Source organism: Brevundimonas sp. C43 (assembly GCF_030732185.1).
In the GTDB taxonomy this organism is placed as follows: Bacteria; Pseudomonadota; Alphaproteobacteria; order Caulobacterales; family Caulobacteraceae; genus Brevundimonas; species Brevundimonas diminuta_C.
This window is the reverse complement of the sequence record NZ_CP132231.1, coordinates 1,269,478-1,285,586: the sequence shown is the minus strand read 5'-3', so window position 1 is coordinate 1,285,586 and position 16,109 is coordinate 1,269,478. Positions and strand designations below refer to the sequence as shown.

Annotated in this window: 13 protein-coding genes; 6 read left to right on the top strand and 7 right to left on the bottom strand. The window is 65.5% G+C overall.

The annotated features are described in order from the left end of the window. Positions 1–2: 2 nt before the first annotated feature. Genes Q9R14_RS06480 through Q9R14_RS06470 form a run of 3 tightly spaced genes read right to left on the bottom strand, consistent with a single transcriptional unit; the run spans position 3 to position 2,870 of the window. Positions 3–1,070 carry an ABC transporter permease gene (locus tag Q9R14_RS06480; RefSeq protein ID WP_306003878.1) on the bottom strand — a complete coding sequence of 356 codons (1,068 nt, stop codon included), beginning with the start codon at positions 1,068–1,070 and terminating at the stop codon, positions 3–5. After that, on the bottom strand, positions 1,067–1,984 hold the full coding sequence (locus Q9R14_RS06475; protein ID WP_306003877.1) for an ABC transporter ATP-binding protein: 918 nt from the start codon (positions 1,982–1,984) through the stop codon (positions 1,067–1,069). The genes Q9R14_RS06480 and Q9R14_RS06475 overlap by 4 nt, the downstream gene beginning before the upstream one ends. Then, on the bottom strand, positions 1,974–2,870 hold the full coding sequence (locus Q9R14_RS06470) for a polyprenyl synthetase family protein (protein WP_306003876.1): 897 nt from the start codon (positions 2,868–2,870) through the stop codon (positions 1,974–1,976). The genes Q9R14_RS06475 and Q9R14_RS06470 overlap by 11 nt, the downstream gene beginning before the upstream one ends. 109 nt (positions 2,871–2,979) lie before the next feature. On the opposite strand from Q9R14_RS06470, the gene fni reads away from it, so the two are divergent. Then, a complete protein-coding gene (fni, locus tag Q9R14_RS06465; protein WP_306003875.1) occupies positions 2,980–4,023 on the top strand; it encodes a type 2 isopentenyl-diphosphate Delta-isomerase in 1,044 nt (347 codons plus the stop codon). On the opposite strand, the gene Q9R14_RS06460 is transcribed toward fni, so the two are convergent. Continuing rightward, positions 3,990–4,475 (bottom strand): sterol desaturase family protein, encoded by a 486-nt coding sequence (locus tag Q9R14_RS06460; protein ID WP_306003874.1) that lies wholly within the window; start codon positions 4,473–4,475, stop codon positions 3,990–3,992. The two genes, fni and Q9R14_RS06460, sit on opposite strands and share 34 nt — an antisense overlap. 74 nt (positions 4,476–4,549) lie before the next feature. Between Q9R14_RS06460 and Q9R14_RS06455 the strand changes: the two genes are divergently transcribed. After that, the gene (locus Q9R14_RS06455; RefSeq protein ID WP_306003873.1) at positions 4,550–5,299 is read left to right on the top strand and encodes a sterol desaturase family protein; all 750 of its coding nucleotides are present in this window, start codon (positions 4,550–4,552) and stop codon (positions 5,297–5,299) included. A 20-nt stretch (positions 5,300–5,319) separates the two neighbouring features. On the opposite strand, the gene Q9R14_RS06450 is transcribed toward Q9R14_RS06455, so the two are convergent. Beyond that, complete coding sequence (locus Q9R14_RS06450) at positions 5,320–6,651, bottom strand: sigma-54 dependent transcriptional regulator (protein ID WP_306003872.1); 1,332 nt, start codon at positions 6,649–6,651, stop codon at positions 5,320–5,322. Next, positions 6,651–8,390 (bottom strand): ATP-binding protein, encoded by a 1,740-nt coding sequence (locus Q9R14_RS06445; protein WP_306003871.1) that lies wholly within the window; start codon positions 8,388–8,390, stop codon positions 6,651–6,653. Before Q9R14_RS06445 ends, Q9R14_RS06450 begins: the two co-directional genes overlap by 1 nt. A 332-nt stretch (positions 8,391–8,722) precedes the next feature. On the opposite strand from Q9R14_RS06445, the gene Q9R14_RS06440 reads away from it, so the two are divergent. The 4 genes from Q9R14_RS06440 (at position 8,723) to Q9R14_RS06425 (ending at position 14,576) form a co-directional block, all read left to right on the top strand. Next, the gene (locus Q9R14_RS06440) at positions 8,723–10,075 is read left to right on the top strand and encodes a dicarboxylate/amino acid:cation symporter (RefSeq protein WP_371929785.1); all 1,353 of its coding nucleotides are present in this window, start codon (positions 8,723–8,725) and stop codon (positions 10,073–10,075) included. 62 nt (positions 10,076–10,137) lie between these two features. Further along, positions 10,138–12,576 carry a TonB-dependent siderophore receptor gene (locus tag Q9R14_RS06435; protein WP_306003869.1) on the top strand — a complete coding sequence of 813 codons (2,439 nt, stop codon included), beginning with the start codon at positions 10,138–10,140 and terminating at the stop codon, positions 12,574–12,576. Continuing rightward, positions 12,573–13,211, top strand: coding sequence for a TonB-dependent receptor (locus tag Q9R14_RS06430; RefSeq protein ID WP_306003868.1), 639 nt, complete (start codon positions 12,573–12,575; stop codon positions 13,209–13,211). Before Q9R14_RS06435 ends, Q9R14_RS06430 begins: the two co-directional genes overlap by 4 nt. Positions 13,212–13,223: 12 nt before the next feature. After that, complete coding sequence (locus tag Q9R14_RS06425) at positions 13,224–14,576, top strand: hypothetical protein (protein ID WP_306003867.1); 1,353 nt, start codon at positions 13,224–13,226, stop codon at positions 14,574–14,576. A 92-nt stretch (positions 14,577–14,668) separates the two neighbouring features. Here the strand turns inward: Q9R14_RS06425 and Q9R14_RS06420 are convergent, their stop codons facing one another. Further along, positions 14,669–16,021 carry an MFS transporter gene (locus tag Q9R14_RS06420; RefSeq protein WP_017504041.1) on the bottom strand — a complete coding sequence of 451 codons (1,353 nt, stop codon included), beginning with the start codon at positions 16,019–16,021 and terminating at the stop codon, positions 14,669–14,671. Between the last annotated feature and the right edge of the window lie 88 nt (positions 16,022–16,109).

Sequence of the window (16,109 nt, the reverse complement as noted above, 5' to 3'; positions counted from 1 at the left end):
GATCAGCGAGCCGCGCGCCGCCGCTCCAACGTCAGGGCGACCGCAAGGCCGCCTGCGCCAAGGCCGGCCATGACCGCCCAGGCGGCGATGACCGTCGAGGTGAACTCGCCGCGCCAGATCACGGCCTGATAGGCCTCGATGGCCCAGGCGTGGGGCGTGATCCAGCCGAGGTCGCGGAAGGCCTCGGGCATCAAAAAGCGCGGCGCCATCGATCCGCCCAGAGCGGCCAGCAACAGGACCACGAAGGTCGTCAACGGCTGGGCCTGCTCGCGCGATCGACACACCGCCGTCAGGGCCAGGGCCAGGCCGGCGGCGCAGAAACCGACCGCCAGGGCAGTGACCGCCGCCGCCGCCATCTGCCAGGGCTCCAGGGCGGGCAGCTTGACCCAGGCCGCGACGAAGACCGTCGCCGACTGCATCACGCCCACCGCCGTCAGCCAGACGGCGCGTCCAGCCAGGATGGGCGCAAGGCCGCCGCGCGCCAGGGCCAAACGTGACTGAAGACCGGACCGCCGCTCGTCCAGCCCACCCATGGCCCCGTGCATGGCGGCGAAAAAGACGAACATGACGCTGACCGCGCCCGCATAATAGGTCGCCTGCACATCACCCTGGGGACCGATCTGCAGGGTCTGAACGCGCGGTGCGGGTCGTGCGCCCTGACCCGACAGGGTGGCAGCCATCGGCTCCATCCGCGCCTGAAGCGCCGACGCCGTCACGTCCCGGCCGGCGGCGGAAACGATCACCAGTTTTGGCGGTCCCTGCGTCGACGGCTGGATCAGTATGCCGGCGTCAGCGCGACCGTCGATGACGGCGCGGTCGAAGGCCACGCGATCTTCGACGATTCGAAGACGCGCGCCCATGTCCTTCGACACAGCCTCGCGGACCGCCCCCGTCGCGGGCGTGCGCGACGCGTCATGCAGGACGACTGTGGTGTCGATGTCGCCCCGTGCGCCCGCGCCGAAGATCGCCGCGAACAACAGATAGACCAGGGGCGGCAAAAGCAGGGTCAGGATCACGCCTGCGCGGTCGCGCCAGAACCCTCTTGCCCAGGCGCCCGCCACCGCCATCATGACGGAGCCTGCGACAGCTGTGCGACCAGATCGTCCAGGTCGGGGCGGCGCACGGCGACCTCGCCATCCTCGCCATCGACCACGGCGGCAAGCATCTGGGCGATGGCCAGCGCGTCCTCGCAGAGCCGACGCCACTCCAGCCCATCGTCCGATGCGGTCAGCCCCGCCTGGGCGAACCATTGGGCGGCGGGGTCTGACGCGGGTCGCGTCAGGCGAATGCTGAGCAGCCGAGCTGAGCCGAACGCGCGATGGAGCAGGGCGTTCGGCGCGCCTTCCGCCAGAAGTCGTCCCTGCGCCAGGACACCGATCCGGTCGGCCGTATCGGCGACGAAGACGGCGTCGTGACTGATCAGAAGGCAGCCGGCGCCGGCCTTTGCGGTTTCGCGCAGGGCGACGGACAGGACGCTGCGGGTCGTAGCATCCACGCCCTCCGTCGGTTCGTCGGCGATCAGCAGGCGCGGTTTTCCGACCAGGGCAGCGCTGAGGTTGGCGCGCCGTTTCCAGCCGCCGGACAGGGTGCGCACCGGCTGGTCCGCGCGCGGGCCGCAGCCGGTCAGGTCGAGCGCGCGGTTCACCGCCGCGCCGCGATCCCGCTTGGGCACGCCGCACAGGCGCGCCGTGACATCGACGTTCTCGCGTGGCGACAGGGCTGGGAAAAGGGCGCTGTCCTGCGGCGCCAGCCCGATGCGCCCGCGTGGTCCGCCGCCTTCGCCCACGACGACACGCCCGCGCCGCGCGGGCAGCAGACCCGAAGCGACACGCGCCACCGTGGACTTGCCCGCACCATTCGCCCCGAGCAGGGCATAGACCTCACCAGCAGCGATGCTCAGGCTGAAGTCGCTCAGCACGGATCGGCCGTCATAGCCCGCATCGATCCCGCTCAGCGACAGGGCCGGCGCGACGTCAGACCCCAAGTTCGGCCTGCTGGAAAAGGTCCAGGACGTAGAGGGCCAGGGGGCTGTCATGGCCGACCGCCTCGACCGCCTTGGCCAAGGATTGCCGCACCGCCGCGCGGGTCCGGCATTCGCCCCACAGATCAACGAAGGTGGTGGTGTCGTCGTCCTGACCCACGTCCTTGCCGACCGCATCGACGGTCGAACAGACATCCAGCAGATCGTCGCAGAGCTGGAAGGCAAAGCCGATCGCCTCGCCGAAAATCGACAGCCGCGCCAGATCCTGCGCGTCGCCGCCGCCGAGCAGGCCGCCGCCGCGCACGGTGGCGACGAACAGGGCGCCGGTTTTCAGATCGTTGATCTGGCGCAAGGCGTTTTCGTCGCGATCCCTCGCGTCGTCGCGCAGGTCGCGCATCTGACCCTCGGACAGACCATCGAAGCCGATCGCCTGCGTCAAAAGGTCCAGGGCCGCCAGACGCATTTCCGCCGGCGCAGGCGTCTGCAGCACCAGACGCGTCGCCTGGTTCAGCAGGGCCACGGCCGCCAGCACTGCAGTATCCTCCCCATGGCGACGGTGCAGGGTCGGCTGTCCCCGACGCAGCGATGCGTCGTCCATGCATGGCAGATCGTCCAAAACCAGCGACGCGGCATGGACCATTTCCAGGGCGCAGGCATAGTCCAGGGCGTCTTCCGGCTCGCCGCCGACATGCGCCGCCGCCAGCATGGCCAGCACCGGCCGGACGCGTTTTCCCTGTCCCAGCAAGGCTTCGCGGGCGGCCGTGGACAACAGGCCGTCATGAGCCGGGGCGACCTCGGCCAGACGCGCTTGAACCTGCAGACGCAGATCGTCGGGGTCGCAGGATGCGCCCGCCAGATGCGGTTGGCGCCGGATGCCGACGATGGCCATACAGATCTCCCATTGTCGCCGACGTCGCGTTGCGGCCACGCGCCGAACCCTTATGATGCCATACGGCATCACGACCGCGTCGGATGCAACCCGCCAGGAGCCGTTTGCGATGTCCACCGACGCCGATGCCTTGATCCGGCGCAAGGACGAACACATCGACCACGTGCGGGCCGGGCGAGGCGTCAGCCAGACGACATCGGGTCTGGACGCCATCCGTTTTGTTCACGACGCTCTGCCGGATATCGATCACGACGCCATCGATCTGGCGACGCGCTTTCTTGGGCGACCGGTCGCCTTGCCGTTCCTGATCAGTTCGATGACCGGCGGGCCCTCGCGGGCCGAGGCGATCAATGCGCGTCTGGCCGAGGCCGCCCAGGCTTTGGGCGTGGTGCTGGCGGTCGGCTCGCAGCGTGTGGCGCTGGAGACGGACGGCGGTTTGGGTCTGGGGCTGGATCTGCGACGCCGGGCTCCGGATGCGATGATCATGGCCAATCTGGGCGCCGTGCAGTTCGCCCTGGGCTATGGCGTGGACGAGGCGCGGCGGGCCATGGAGATGATCGGCGCCGACGCCCTGATCCTGCATCTAAACCCATTGCAGGAGGGCGTTCAACCCGAGGGCGATCGCGACTGGCGCGGCGTGGCGCAGGGCATCGAACGGGTTGCGGCGGCCTTTCCGGGCCGGGTGATCGTCAAGGAGACGGGCGCCGGCCTGTCGGGCGCGGTGGCGCGTCGCCTGGCGGACATGGGGGTCGCGGCGCTCGACGTCGCCGGGGCGGGCGGCACCAACTGGGGCCTGATCGAGGGCGCAAGAGCGACGGGCGGTCGGGCGGAAGCGCTGGCCGCGCCCTTCGCCGGCTGGGGCGTACCGACGGCGCGCAGCCTGGCAGACTGCGCCCAGGCTGCGCCGGAACTGGATCTGATCGGATCGGGCGGCATCCGCGACGGGCTGGATGCGGCGCGTGCGATCCGGCTGGGCGCCTGTCTGGTCGGTCAGGCGGCGGGCGTGCTCGAAGCGGCGCTGACGTCAACCGAGGCCGTGGTCGATCATCTGGATCTGATGGCGGCTCAGCTGAGACTGGCCTGCTTCTGCACCGGCTCGGGGGACCTTACCGCCCTGGCTCAGGCGCCGTTGCTGGAAGCGCCGCGTTTCTGAGACAGTTCGGCCTTCAGCGCCCGCGCCGAACGCACCCACAGAAAGCCGAACGACACGCAGCCCTCGCGTGTCCGCACCGCGTGATGCAGCCGGTGGGCCTGAATGCGCCGTGTCCAGAACCCCGAGCGCCCCGCGATCCCGGTCGGGAACCGGCGATGCACCAGCCCGTCGTGGAAGAAGAAATAGATCAGTCCATAGGCTGTGACACCCAGGCCGATCGGCAGCGCCCAGGGCCAGACGTGCAGACCCAAGGCGACGAGGACGATGGCCGGGGCGGCGAACACCACCGCGAACAGGTCGTTTTTTTCCAGCACGTCGTCGTGCGGCTCATGATGGCTGCGGTGCCAGGTCCACAGCAGGCCGTGCATGACATAGCGATGCATCGCCCAGGCGAAGACCTCCATCCCCAGGAAGGTGGCGAGGAACAGCAGGATCATCGTCGGCCAGGACATGACCGCATCATAGGCGCTTTGGGGACCGCGCGTCACGACTTGACCCGGCGCGACGTTTCGCCGTCTGTGCGCCCATGTTGAAGGACCTGTTCGTCACCACCCTCGCGCTCAGCCTGATCATTGGCGTGCGCTATCTGTTGGTTGGCATTGTGACGCATGGCTTGCTGTGGGGCGGAGCGGGACGGGGGCGTCAGCTGAACCACAGGCCGCCGGCGGCGAAACGCATCCGCGCCGAGGTCATCGCGTCCCTGATCGCCTGCCCGATCTACGCCCTGCCGGCCGCATTCGTCATCGAACTCTGGAAGCGCGGCGGCACGGCGATCTACGACGATCTCCATGCCTGGCCGCTGTGGTGGCTGCCCGTCAGCTTCATCGTCTACATGCTGGCCCACGACGCCTTCTACTATTGGGTCCACCGCGGGCTGCATCACCCGCGCATCTTCCCTTGGGCCCACGCCGAACATCATCGGTCGCGCGACCCCAGCGCCTTCGCCTCCTTCGCCTTCGATCCGGCCGAAGCGATCGCCACGGCCTGGTTCCTGCCAGCCCTGACCCTTTTCATCCCGATCCATTGGGGCGTGGCGCTGGCGCTGCTGACCCTGATGACCGCCACGGCCGTATTGAATCACGCCGGCCGCGAAGTCTGGCCCGCCTCGTGGCTAAACCGCGCCCCCCTGCGCTGGATGATCACCGCCACCCACCACGACGCGCACCACAAACGCTTCAACGGCAACTACGGTCTGTATTTCCAGATGTGGGATCGATGGGCAGGCAGCGAGATTTCTTCCGCTCGGCGGAGAAACGAGGGGACGCCACCGCTTTGATCCAGGATGGTGGGGCGTTCTCAGCGGAAATCGGCAGGCTTTAGGCCATGCCGCTGCAGCTTGTCGTACAATGTCTTCCTCGGAACCTGCATTTCGGCCAGCACTGCGGATATGTCCCCACGATGGGACTGGAGCGCGTCGCGCAGCAGTTCGCCTTCGAACCTGTTAACGCGGTCGGGAAGACTTAGGCCGTGATCGGGCGCGCGGGTGTTGTCATCGAGTGACAAGGCGACGCGTTCCGCAAAATGCGCCAGTTCGCGGATATTGCCGGGCCAGTCGGCCTCGACCAGCAGGCGTCTTACGCTGTCGCTTATAGAGGGAATATCGACGCCGTGGCGGTCCGCCGCGCGACGCAGGAAGTGGGCGAACAGCAGGGGAATGTCTTCTCGCCGTTCGCGCAGGGGCGGTACGCGGAGTCTCACCACGTTCAGACGGTAATAGAGGTCTTCGCGAAAGGCACCCCCGCGCGCGGCCTCGCCCAGATCGATCTTTGACGAGGCCAGTACACGCAAATCTAAGGCGCGGGGCTCGTTGGCACCGATGGGATGGACCTCGCGTTCTTCCAGGACACGCAAAATCTTGACCTGAACGGCCAGAGGCATGCTCTCGACCTCGTCCAGAAACAATGAGCCGTTGTGGGCGCGTTCGACGTGCCCGACCCGGCGGCGCAAGGCTCCGGCGAAGGCGCCGAGTTCGTGTCCGAACAGTTCGCTCTCGATCAGCCCGTCAGGCAGGGCGCCGCAGTTGACGGCGACGAACGGCGCCAATCGTCGCCGGCCGCCGTTGTGCAGGGCGCGCGCAACGGCCTCCTTTCCTGTTCCGGTTTCGCCTTCGATCAGCACGTCCATTCGGGCGTCGGCGATCTGAGCGATGGTGGCGCGGAGGGCGGTGATGGCGCGAGACGATCCGGCTAGGGGCAACTCCTGTCCGCTGTCCGAGGCTATCGCCAGCAAGCGACGGTTTTCCAGGACCAGACCGCGTTTTTCCAGAGCGCGGTTCAAGCTGTCTTGAAGGCGCTCAAACGGAAAAGGCTTGGCGACGAAGTCGTAGGCGCCGTCCTTCATCGCTGCGACGGCGTCGGTGATGTCGCCATGGCCAGTGATCATGATGATCGGCAGGGCGGCGTCCAACGCTTGCAGGCGGCTGAGCAACTGACGGCCATCAAGGCCAGGCATCCGCAGGTCGGTGATCACGACGCCCGGAAAATCGGCGTCGATCGCTCTCAGCGCGGGTTCCGCCCCTGAGAAAGCGCGAACGTCATAACCTTCCAGGGTCAGGCGCTCGACCAAGGCATGGCGGAAATCGGCGTCGTCCTCGATCAGGGCGACGGCAGTGGGGCGGGCAAATTCCATCACGCGATCCTCAGCGTGGCGACAAAGGTCGCTCCGATGTCCTCGTCGACCAAGTCGAGCTCGCCACCGAACCCGGCGATCAGATCTCGACAGATGACCAGACCCAGGCCGAGCCCATTTGCTCGTGTGGTGACAAAGGGCGTGAACAGTTGGGCGCGCACAGCGGGCGGGACGCCTGGACCATTGTCGGAAATGCTCAATCGAACACGGTCCTTATCGCGCGAGACCTTCAGCGTTAGTCGTGGCCGATCGCAGCCTTCCAGCGCTTCTGAGGCGTTCTTGACCAGATTGACGATCACCTGTTCCAGACGAAAGCGATCGGCGCGTACTGTGACGTCTGCGTCGCCTTCGCGGATCAGTTCGACGCCGCCCTCGTCCAATCGGCCGCGCGTCAGCAGCAGGGCGCCGTGGATCGCGTCCTCAAGACGGACGATGCCGATTTTGGGATCTGACTTTCTGGAAAAGACCCTGAGGCCTTCGGTGATGGCCCCGATGCGCTGGGTCAGGTCGCTGATCCGCGCCAATGCCCCACGCGCCTTGGCGGCCTCGTCGCGATCAAGCAGAACGCCGGCGGTCTCTGCCTGGGTCTGGATGGCGGCGACGGGTTGATTGATCTCGTGCGCCACGCTGGCGACGATCTGCCCCAGCGCGGCGAGTTTGCTGGCTTGAACCAACTCGTCACGCAGCAGTTCGCGTGCGGTCTCGGCTTGGCGACGTTCCTCGATCTGGCGATTGAGGGCGGCGTTGGCGTTACGAAGCTCGTGGGTGCGTTCGTCGATCAGCCTTTCCAGTTCCAGCCGCGCCTCTTCCTCGGCACGGGCGCGGACAAGGGCCTGATGGCGACGACGCAGGAGCACGACGATGACGCCTGCCAGCAGGGTGACGATCAGGGCCGCAAGCGCCCGCGCGGTTGCGACGGCCATCCCAATGGATCCACGATCCGGCGACAGCAGGTGCAGAGTCCAGCCGGGCGTTTCCGTTGGGATCGCCGCATGCATCCAGCGCTGCTCGCGGCCATCGACTGGAGCCTGGATCAGACGCGGTCGATCATTGGGAGGCGTTACGAAGGGGAGGGGCCGCAACGCCTCGGGTTGAAGCGTCTGATCGGTCAATGTCAGCCGCCGTCGACGTTCGTCCAGCGCTTCGGTGGTGCGGAAACGCCATGCCGGGACGCTGGTGATCAGCACGACGCCGCCGGGGTCGACAACATAGGCCGGCTCACCAGACGCGCGCCATTCGGCCTCGAGAGCGGCGAACTCGACCTTGACCACGACGACGCCCACGGCGGAGCCGCTCGACCCGTGAACACGCCGCGCCAGATAGAGTCCGGGTCGGCCGGACACGGTGCCCAAGGCGAAGAATTCCGCCTGGCCCTGGCGCATGGCGTTGATGAAATAAGGCCGAAACCCGTAGTCGGCGCCGACGAAACTGGTCGGCAGGCGCCAGTTGCTGGCAGCGCGGGTTCGTCCGCTGGCGTCGATGATATAGATGGCGGCGGCGCGTGTCTGACGCGCCAAGGTTTCCAGTTTAAGGCTGACCGGATCGCCTTTGGCAGTTTGCATGGCGCTCAGCAGGTCGGCGATGTCGGGATCGCTCGCCAACGCCAGGGGCAGGGAGCGGTGCTTTTCCAGTTCGCTGCGTAGCACTGCCGCGTGCAAGGCGGCGGCCGCCTCTGTTTGTCGAGCCAGTTCGATCTTAGCGTCACGCCGAGCGACCTCGCCCGCGGCGAAAGCCGCCAAGGCGGCGATCGTGAACCAGGCCGCTGTCGTTACCAGCCAACGGGACCGCCAAGGCTTTCGAGCCGAGCCTGTAACCGGTGAATGCTGCATGTTCGCAGTGTGCGGATAATCGCACGACAGGGCCAGCCTTCTGGGTGAAAAACCGCACAAACATCTCAACCGATTCTCACGCTTTTCCAGAAAGTTCCTGATTTTCATAGAGATCGAGGCGTTGGATCAATCGCTTTCGCGATGATGGTTCTCGTTGGAAGCTCTATCCAACGGAGCGTGGCGAAGATCGCGCCCATCGAGGAGACTGCGGGATCACCCCCGCACATCAGGAGCCCTTCGTGATCTCAGTCCCGTCAGAGGCCGCGCCGGTCGTTCGCCGGCCGTTCTATCGCCACCTGTATTTCCAGGTGCTGATCGCCATCGCGCTCGGCGCCTTGATCGGTCACTTCTGGCCGACATTCGGCGAAAGCCTGAAGCCGCTGGGCGACGGATTCATCAAACTGGTGAAGATGGTGATCGCGCCGGTGATTTTCCTGACCATCGTGACCGGCATCGCCGGCATGCGTGATCTTGGCAGCGTCGGTCGCGTCGCCGCCAAGGCTTTCGCCTACTTCCTGGTCTTCTCGACTCTGGCTCTGATCGTGGGCTTGATCATCGCCAATCTAGTGCGTCCGGGCCATGGCTTGAACATCGACCCGGCGACGTTGAACGCCGGCGCGGTCGAGCAGTATGCGGCGGCCGCGCACGAGAGCACGATCGTCGGCTTCCTGATGGGCGTCATTCCCGACACGCTGGTCAGCGCCTTCTCGACCGGCAACATCCTGCAGGTTCTCTTCGTGTCGATCCTGTTTGGCCTCGCCCTGGCGTTGGTGGGCGAACGGGCCCAGCCGGTGGTCGATCTGTTCGAGACCCTCAGCCTTGCCGTGTTCAAGTTGGTCGCCATCGTGATGAAGGCTGCGCCCATCGGCGCCTTTGGGGCCTTCGCCTTTACGATCGGCGCCTATGGCATCGCATCGATCGCCAATCTGGCCGCCTTGATCGTGACCTTCTACGTCACCGCGATCATCTTCGTCGTCGGCGTACTGGGTCTGGTGGGCGTCGCCAACGGCTTCAACATTCTCAAGCTGATCCGTTACCTCAAGGAAGAGCTTCTGCTGGTGCTGGGCACTTCCAGTTCAGAGGCGGCCCTGCCCAGCCTGATCTCCAAGATGGAACGCGCGGGCGCCGCCAAGTCGGTCGTCGGCCTGGTCGTGCCGACCGGCTATTCGTTCAATCTGGACGGCACCAACATCTATATGACGATGGCTGCTCTGTTCATTGCTCAGGCGCTGAACATCGAACTCACCATCTGGCAGCAGATCACGCTTCTGCTGGTCGCCATGCTCAGCTCAAAAGGCGCAGCGGGCATCACGGGCGCGGGCTTCATCACCCTGGCGGCGACCCTGTCGGTCGTGCCGGATGTGCCAGTCGCCGGCATGGCGCTGATCTTGGGCATCGATCGCTTCATGAGCGAATGCCGGGCCCTGACCAACTTCATCGGCAACGCCGTGGCCACCATCGTCGTGGCCCGCTGGGAGAACGCGCTGAATCGCGACGCCCTGAAGGCCGCGCTGGACGGACATCCGTCGCCGGTGGCGGCACTGCCCGACCCTGCGGCGGGGCCTGGAGACGATCTGGTTCTCGCCAAGGACTGACGGCGAGAACGACTTTTGAATGACGGGACCGCCGACATAACGACGGCCCGGGAGGAGGAAACATGAAGATGCAATCCAAGTTCGCACTGATGGCGGGCGCGGCCTCGGCTGTCCTGCTGATCTCAGCGGGAGCGGCTCTGGCTCAGGAGGCCACGCCTCAATCTACTCCAGCGCAGGAGGCTGAGGCGGCGCAGGTCGAGGACATCGTCGTCGTCGGCTCCCAGATTCGCGGCGCCTCCACCACGGCGGCTCTGCCAGTGACCGTCGTCACGCAGGAAGAAATCATCGCGACCGGGGCCGTCAGCGGTGATGATCTGCTACGGTCCATTCCCCAGATGGGCGATGTGTTGTTCTCCAGCGCCAACAATCCTCAAACCTCGAACGCCGCGCGAGGCGACGTCAACTCGGTCAATCTGCGCTCGCTCGGGGTGGGCAACACCCTGGTGCTCTTGAACGGACGTCGGATCGTTCAGCACCCCACCAGCCAGGGGACGTCAGACACCGGCACGGTGCCGGTGCTCAGCTACAACTCCAACGCCATTCCGGTCTCGGGGCTGGAGCGGTTGGAGGTTCTGTTGGACGGCGCCGCCGCCATCTATGGCGCGGACGCCGTCGCGGGCGTCGTGAACACTGTGCTTCAGCAGGATTTCGATGGCTTGGAGATGAAGGCCCAGTACGGCGGCGCGGAGGGCACGCATCGCCGAGAATTCACCTTCGGTATGTTCGCAGGCAAGGATTTCGAGCGGGGCAATCTGTCGGGCTTCCTCGATTACACCAACCGCACCGCCCAGCAGGCCAGCGACGAACCCTATACCGCCTCTGACGACCGCCGCAGCCTGTTCGCCAACGTGCCGGGCTATGAGAATTCGACCGACACCGATGGTCGTTCATCCTATACAGCCTGGGCCAACTTCCAGACACCATTCCAGGTCCGTCGGGGCACGACTGCTCTGACGACCGGCGCCGGCGCCTTCCACAATCAGCCTTCCAGCTTCGGCTGCACCGCGCCGGTTGGGGGTGATGTTTGCCTGGCCAGCGGCAATATCAGCTACAGCGGCGCTGGCCGCGAGTTGCGCTATGACGGGGCGCGGGGCACCACCCAATCGCCGGATATCGAACGGTTGAACCTGTTCGTGTCGGGTCACTACGATCTCGACAACGGCGTCACGGCCTTTGGCGAACTCGGCTATTACACGGCATCGACCCAAAACATTCAGCCGCCGACCATCCTGCTGAACCCGCTCTGGATCCCAGCCAGCAACTACTGGAATCCGTTTGGCCCCGTCACCTTTGCCGACGGCACGCGAAATCCCAATCGTCTCGCTGGCCTGACAAACGTCCCCACAGCCGGGACGGCCGTTAAGCTGGTTCGGTATCGCTTCAACGATCTGGGCGCCCAAGTGGTGGATGTCGACAACTGGCAGTCCCGATTCCTGGGCGGCCTGCGGGGCGAATGGCGCGGCTTCGATTGGGAAAGCGCGCTGCTGTATTCGGAAGCCGAGGCCACCGACAGCTCGAACGCCGTCAATCTGACCGCGCTTCAGGCCAATCTCGCCCTGTCGACGCCCGACGCCTACAATCCGTTCAGCGGCGGCTGTGTGAACGATACCAGCTTCGGCGATTGCACGCCCAGTTCTCAGGCCGCGATCGATGCCATCACGACCGACCTGACGCGGGTCTCCAAGACGACGCTGGCGCTGTGGGACTTCAAGGTCAGCCGTCCCGATGTCTTCACCCTGCCGGGCGGACCTGTCGGTATGGCCCTGGGCGTCGAGGCGCGTCGGGAAACTCAGCGTGACGACCGCGACGCCGATCTGGACGGCACCAACGTCTTCCGCGACAGCGTGTCGGGCGAGATCAGCCAGTCCAACATTGCGGCGGTCAGCTCAAACCCCGATACCTACGGCAAGCGCGAGGTCTATTCGGCCTATGTCGAGTTCGCTGTGCCTGTCGTTTCGCCCGAGATGAACATTCCGCTGGTTCGCAGTCTCGATTTCCAACTGGCCGGCCGATATGAGCACTATTCCGACTTCGGCGATGTGGCCAAGCCCAAGATCGCCATGGCCTGGGACCTGGTCGAAGGCGTGCGCGTCCGGGGCTCGTATTCCGAGGGTTTCCGCGCCCCGAACCTGGAACAGACCAACGCGGCGCAATACGGGCGTCTATCGACCAATAACGATTACATCCGCTGTGAGGCCGATCTGCGCCTGGGTCGGATCACCAACTTCAACCAATGTTCGCAACCTGCCAGCGCCTCGCTGCTGGTGTCGGGCAATCCCGAGCTTCAGCCCGAGGAAAGCACCAATCAGTCCATCGGCCTGGTTTTACAGCCCTGGTTCATTCCCGAGCAGTTCGGCCGGTTCACCTTCACGCTGGACCGCTGGAAGATCGAGCAGGAGAAGATCGTCGGTCTGCTGGGCGCGCAGTCGAACGTCGTGCTGGACTATCTGAACATCTTGAACGGCACGCGGAACGACAACGTCAACCGCGCGCGGCGGTGACGGCCGACGACATCGCCTTTTTCCAGGGCAGCGGAATCACTCCTGTCGGACAGATCGTCTCGGTCGAAGATCAGTTCATAAACCTACTGCCGCAGACGGTGGAGGGGCTCGACATCGGCCTACAATGGCGGCTGCGCGGCACGCCGTGGGGCAACTTCCGCGCCAGCGTGAATGCGGCGCACCTGACGAAGTTCGATCGTTCTCCCGGCCCCTTGGTCGAGTCGCTGTTCGCAGCGCGTGAAGCCGGCCAGATCAATGCGAACACGCCGCTGCCGATCTCTCAGACCCTGTTGGCTCGCAACGGCCGGCCGGAATGGCGGGTGACGGGCTCGTTCACGTGGTCGCAAGGGCCATGGCAGGTGGGCGCATTCACCCAATACAACAGCGCCGTCACCGAAACCGGCTTCCTCAGCGCCCAAGGCGATCCCTGGCAGGTCGATAGCCAGATCACCGGCAATCTGTATGGTCAGTATGAGTTCGGCGACAACGCCGGCTTTGCGTCCGGCACAACGGTTCGACTGGGGGCGCGCAACATCACTGACGAGCAGCCGCCGTTGACTTCGTCGGGCTATCTGGGTGCGCTATACAATCCCTACGGCCGCTACTGGTACGCCAACATCTCCAAGACGTTCTAAGAGAGAGGCGCGATGACCGACCGTATCGTTCGATCTCTGGGGGCGCTGGTCGTCGCCTGGGCCGGCATCGCGCCGATGACGCAGGCGCAGGAAACGCAGACGGCCGTCGCGGCGGCTGTCGATTCTGCGCCTGCACCAGCCGATTGCCCGGACTTCGTGCCGCAACAGACGCGGTGCTGGTCGGGCAGGGCGGTCAAAGGCGGCTATTATTGGATCGCCGTCCCTAAGGACTGGAACGGTGCCCTGATCGTTCACGCACATGGCGGACCCCGCACCAGCGCACCAGAACCAAACGATCCGCTGGAGGACATGGAGCGGTTCTCCATGACGGTGAAGGAAGGCTTCGCCTGGGCGGGCTCAACCTATCGCCGTGGCGGTTATGGCGTACGGATGGCCGCGGAAGATACGGACGATCTGCGGCAGATTTTCTGGAACGCCTTCGGCAAGCCACGTCGAACTTTGGTGCATGGCCAGTCCTGGGGCGGAAATGTCGCGGCCAAGACGGCTGAGCTCTACGCCCGCGATGCCGAGGGACAAGTTCTGTGGGACGGCGTCGTCCTGACCAACGGCGTAATCGGCGGCGGGACCCGCACCTACCGCTTCCGCGCCGATCTGAGAGCGGTGTACCAGTTCTACTGCAATAACCATCCGCTTCCGAACGAGCCCCAGTATCCGCTGTGGCAGGGGCTGCCGCTAGACAGCGATCTGAACCGGGCGCAGTTGGCCGAGCGGGTCAAAACCTGCACGGGCGTGGGCCTGCCGCTTGCTGAAAGGTCGGCAGAGCAGAAGCGCAATCTGGCGGATATCCTGGCCGTGACGGGCGTCAACGAGGAACAGTTGGTTCCGCATCTGGCCTGGGCGACCTTCCTGTTCCGCGACATGGTTTTGCGCCGTCTTGACGGGCTGAACCCCTTCGACAACAGCCATACGGTCTATCAGGGTTCGCACGACGACGAGGCGTTGAACGCTGGCGTTCAGCGGTTCGCGGCTGATCCGATGGGTGTGGCGCGCTTGGCCTACGACGCGGATCTCAGCGGTCTGATCGTGGCGCCGACGCTGACAATTCACGCCAAGAATGATGCTACGGCCTTTGTCTCCAACGACGCGCTTTACAGGGAAACGGTCGCCACGGCGGGACGATCGGACTTATTGGTCCAGACGTTCACAGACGAGTCCGAACATAGCCGCCTATCGCCGCCAGAGTACGTCGGTCTTTTCCAGGCGATGATGCGCTGGCTGGACGAGGGCGTGAAGCCGACGCCCGCTGACGTTGCCACGCTGTGTCAGGTGGCGGCTTCACGCTACGAGGACGGCTGTCATTTCGACACCACCTTCAAGCCGTCGACGGACAGCCGCCCCAACTGAAGCTGCCGCTGCGGCTCACAACGATCTGCTCCAAACGCAACACGGCCCGCAGGCGACTGCGGGCCGTGTCTGTTTGTGCGTGACCTGAAAGATCAGGCCGTCTTGGCGCGGTCCTTGTCGGAGGAGCTGCGGGCCAGTTCGCGGTTCAGCCACAGGGCCAGCAAGGTGCAGATGGCGCCCGACAGCAGATAGGCGCCGGCGGCGATCAGGCCGAACTGGCTGGAGATCCACAGGGCCGCGAGGGGCGCGAAGCCGGCGCCGAACAGCCAGGCCAGGTCCGAGGTCAGGGCGGACGAAGTGTAGCGGTTGGTTAGGCTGAAGCTGGAGGCCACCGGGCCAGAGGCCTGGCCGAACGATAGGCCCAGCAGGATGAAGCCGGAGATCATGAACGTCAGCTCGCCGACCGGGCCACCGTTCAGCAGTTGCGGCGCAAAGCCGGAGAAGGCGGCGATGCCGGCGGCCGTGATCGCCAGCAAGGTCCGGCGGCCGTAGCGGTCGGCCAGAATGCCCGATGCGAGGATGGCCAGCAGGCCGAAGACGGCGCCGACCATCTCGATCAGCAGGAATCGGACCGGCGTTTCCTTGGTGAACAGGAACACCCACGACAGCGGGAAGACGGTGACCATGTGGAACATGGCGAAACTGGCGAGCGGCGCGAAGGCGCCGATGGCGATCTTGGGGCCTTCGTCGCGCAGGGCCTGACTGATCGGCGTGGGTTGAAGCTCGCGCGTCTCGAACAGCTTCTGGAAGGCCGGCGTCACCACGATGCGCAGGCGCGCGAACAGGGCCACGACGTTGATGGCGAAGGCCACGAAGAACGGATAGCGCCAGCCCCAATCCAGGAAGTCGGGCGCCGACAGCGTGTTCAGGAAGAAGGCGAACAGGGCCGAAGCCACCAGCAGGCCGATGGGCGCGCCGAGTTGCGGGATCATGGCGTACCAACCACGCTTCTTCTCTGGCGCGTTCAGCGCGAGCAGGGAGGCCAGACCGTCCCAGGTGCCGCCCAGGGCGACGCCCTGCCCGATACGGGTCAGGGCCAGCAGCACCGGCGCCCACATGCCGATGCTCTCATATCCGGGGATGAAGGCGACCGACACGGTGGAGGTGCCCAGCAGCAGCAGGGCGGTCGTCAGCTTGGCGCCGCGTCCGAACTTGCGGTCGATGGCGATGAAGAGGACGGTGCCCAGCGGCCGGGCCAGGAAAGCCAGGGCAAAGACGGCGAAGGAGAGCAGGGTGCCGCCCACCGCGCCCGCGTAGGGGAAGATCAGCTGCGGGAAAACGACCACCGAAGCGATGGCGTAAACAAAGAAGTCGAAAAACTCGGAAGTTCGGCCGATAATGACGCCGATGGCGATCTCGCCGGCGTCAACCTTGCCATGGCCCGTGTGAAGGGCGGCGGCGTCGCGTTCCAGCGACTCTGACGAAGGGGTCGTCGAGGCGGACATGGGCTTGGTCGCTCCGTGTGAGACTGAATTATCGGCCGTACGGCAGGTCGCCGCATTATGACCGGGCGGCCTTTGCGATGAAAGCGGC

Coding starts and splice junctions, on each gene's coding strand:
- Q9R14_RS06435 (WP_306003869.1), top strand. CDS start 10,138: ATGAAGATGCAATCCAAGTTCGCACTGATGGCGGGCGCGGCCTCGGCT.
- Q9R14_RS06425 (WP_306003867.1), top strand. CDS start 13,224: ATGACCGACCGTATCGTTCGATCTCTGGGGGCGCTGGTCGTCGCCTGG.
- fni (WP_306003875.1), top strand. CDS start 2,980: ATGTCCACCGACGCCGATGCCTTGATCCGGCGCAAGGACGAACACATC.
- Q9R14_RS06480 (WP_306003878.1), bottom strand. CDS start 1,070: ATGATGGCGGTGGCGGGCGCCTGGGCAAGAGGGTTCTGGCGCGACCGC.
- Q9R14_RS06420 (WP_017504041.1), bottom strand. CDS start 16,021: ATGTCCGCCTCGACGACCCCTTCGTCAGAGTCGCTGGAACGCGACGCC.
- Q9R14_RS06455 (WP_306003873.1), top strand. CDS start 4,550: ATGTTGAAGGACCTGTTCGTCACCACCCTCGCGCTCAGCCTGATCATT.
- Q9R14_RS06450 (WP_306003872.1), bottom strand. CDS start 6,651: ATGGAATTTGCCCGCCCCACTGCCGTCGCCCTGATCGAGGACGACGCC.
- Q9R14_RS06470 (WP_306003876.1), bottom strand. CDS start 2,870: ATGGCCATCGTCGGCATCCGGCGCCAACCGCATCTGGCGGGCGCATCC.
- Q9R14_RS06460 (WP_306003874.1), bottom strand. CDS start 4,475: ATGTCCTGGCCGACGATGATCCTGCTGTTCCTCGCCACCTTCCTGGGG.